The organism is Parafannyhessea umbonata, from assembly GCF_900111255.1.
GTDB classification, from domain to species: Bacteria; Actinomycetota; Coriobacteriia; order Coriobacteriales; family Atopobiaceae; genus Olsenella_J; species Olsenella_J umbonata_A.
The window spans coordinates 1-2,240 of the sequence record NZ_FOGP01000013.1 but is presented as its reverse complement, the minus strand read 5'-3'; the positions used below and the strand labels follow the sequence as shown (position 1 = coordinate 2,240).

The 2,240-nt window shown below is 59.7% G+C and carries 2 rRNA genes; both read right to left on the bottom strand.

Features of this window, described 5'->3' with window-relative positions:
* Positions 1-56: 56 nt before the first annotated feature.
* Positions 57-172, bottom strand: a 5S ribosomal RNA gene (gene rrf, locus BMY31_RS08740).
* A gap of 116 nt (positions 173-288) precedes the next feature.
* Positions 289-2,240: ribosomal RNA gene (locus tag BMY31_RS08735) — 23S ribosomal RNA — on the bottom strand; the annotation flags it as partial.

Genomic DNA, 2,240 nt, shown 5'->3' with positions numbered 1-2,240 from the left:
GGGGAGGCCCCCGGCCGCAGAGCCGGGGGCCTCCCCCACGCGAAATGCCCCTAGTTGGTCAGCGGCGTCCTGCTCTCCCACGGACTGACTCCGCAGTACCATCGGCGCTCGGGGGCTTAACTTCTGGGTTCGGAATGGGACCAGGTGTGCCTCCCCTGCCATGGCCGCTGACCAACTAGGGGCATTCTGTTGTCACGGGGCCTTCGCCGCCGTGCCCTGGGGGCCGCACAGCGCGACGCGGACGACGCCTCTCCAAGAGGACCGCTCCGATCCGGAACACATGTAAAGGAAGGGAAGAGCTCGACCGATTAGTACTGCTCGGCTGAACGCCTCGCGGCGCTTACACCTGCAGCCTATCGCCTCGTGGTCTACGAGGGGTCTTACCGAAAGGAAAACTAATCTTGGGATGGGCTTCCCGCTTAGATGCTTTCAGCGGTTATCCCGACCGGACTCAGCTACCGGGCAGTGCCATTAGGTTGACAACCCGTACACCGGAGGTCCGTCCACCCCGGTCCTCTCGTACTAGGGGCAGCCTCCCTCAATTTTCCTACGCCCACGGAGGATAGGGACCGAACTGTCTCACGACGTTCTGAACCCAGCTCGCGTACCGCTTTAAATGGCGAACAGCCATACCCTTGGGACCTGCTCCAGCCCCAGGATGCGATGAGCCGACATCGAGGTGCCAAACCTTCCCGTCGATGTGGACTCTTGGGGAAGATCAGCCTGTTATCCCCGGAGTACCTTTTATCCGTTGAGCGACGGCCATTCCACTCTGAGCCGCCGGATCACTAGAACCTGGTTTCCCATCTGCTCGACTTGTGGGTCTCGCAGTCAAGCCTGCTTATGCTCTTGCACTCAAAAGGGTGGTTGCCGACCATCCTGAGCAGACCTTACGTGCGCCTCCGTTACATTTTAGGAGGCGACCGCCCCAGTCAAACTACCCACCAGACACGGTCCCCCGCCCGGATCACGGCGCGGGGTTAGGATGCCAGAGCGTCGAGGGTGGTATTCCAAGGGCGACTCCCCAGAAACTGGCGTCCCTGGTTCACAGTCTCCCACCTATCCTCTACACGACGGACCGGCAGCCAATGTCTAGCTGCAGTAAAGGTTCACGGGGTCTTTCCGTCCTTCCGCGGGTAAGTCGCATCTTCACGACTAGTGCAATTTCACCGGGTCTATGGTTGAGACAGCGTCCAAATCGTTACGCCTTTCGTGCAGGTCGGAACTTACCCGACAAGGAATTTCGCTACCTTAGGACCGTTATAGTTACGGCCGCCGTTTACCGGGGCTTAGATTCGCTGCTTCGCTTGCGCTGACAGCTCCTCGTGACCTTCCGGCACCGGGCAGGCGTCAGACCCTATACGTCGTCTTACGACTTCAGCAGAGTCCTGTGTTTTTGATAAACAGTCGTTTGGACCTCTTTACTGTGGCCGCCTGGGGCTCGGGGAGCAAGTCCCTCCACCCTGGGCGGCACCCCTTCTCCCGAAGTTACGGGGTGATTTTGCCGAGTTCCTTAACCATAGTTCTCCCGATCGCCTTGGTATGTTCTACCCACCCACCTGTGTCGGTTTGCGGTACGGGCTCCTAGCGGCTCCCTAGAGGTTTTTCTCGGAAGCATGGGCTCACTCACTTCGCTCAGTCGCTTCGTCCGCCACCTCAGCCTCAGCGGAAGGCGCGTTTCACTGCCTTCCGGCCTACGTGGCATCACGGGGACGTCCAGAACCCCGCTGAGCTACCCTTCTTCGTCGCCCCATCGGTGATAGCGCCGCGTCGGAGGTGCAGGAATGTCAACCTGCTGTGCATCGGCTACGCCTTCCGGCCTCGCCTTAGCTCCCGACTGACCCTGGGAGGATTAGCCTTGCCCAGGAAACCTTGGGTTTACGGCGGGGGCGTTTTTCACGCCCCTCTCGTTACTCATGCCAGCATTCTCACTTCCGGCCGGTCCACCGCGGGTCGTCCCGCGGCTTCGCCCCAGACGGAAAGCTCCCCTACCACTGCGAAATGCAGTCCGCCGCTTCGGTACCATGCTTAGCCCCGTATATTGTCGGCGCATGTCCACTCGACCAGTGAGCTATTACGCACTCTTTAAATGAATGGCTGCTTCTAAGCCAACATCCTGGTTGTCTGAGCAAACGCACATCCTTTGCCACTTAGCATGGATTTGGGGACCTTAGCGGGCGGTCTGGGCTGTTTCCCTTTCGAACACACAGCTTAGCCCACATGTTCTGACTCCCGGACTC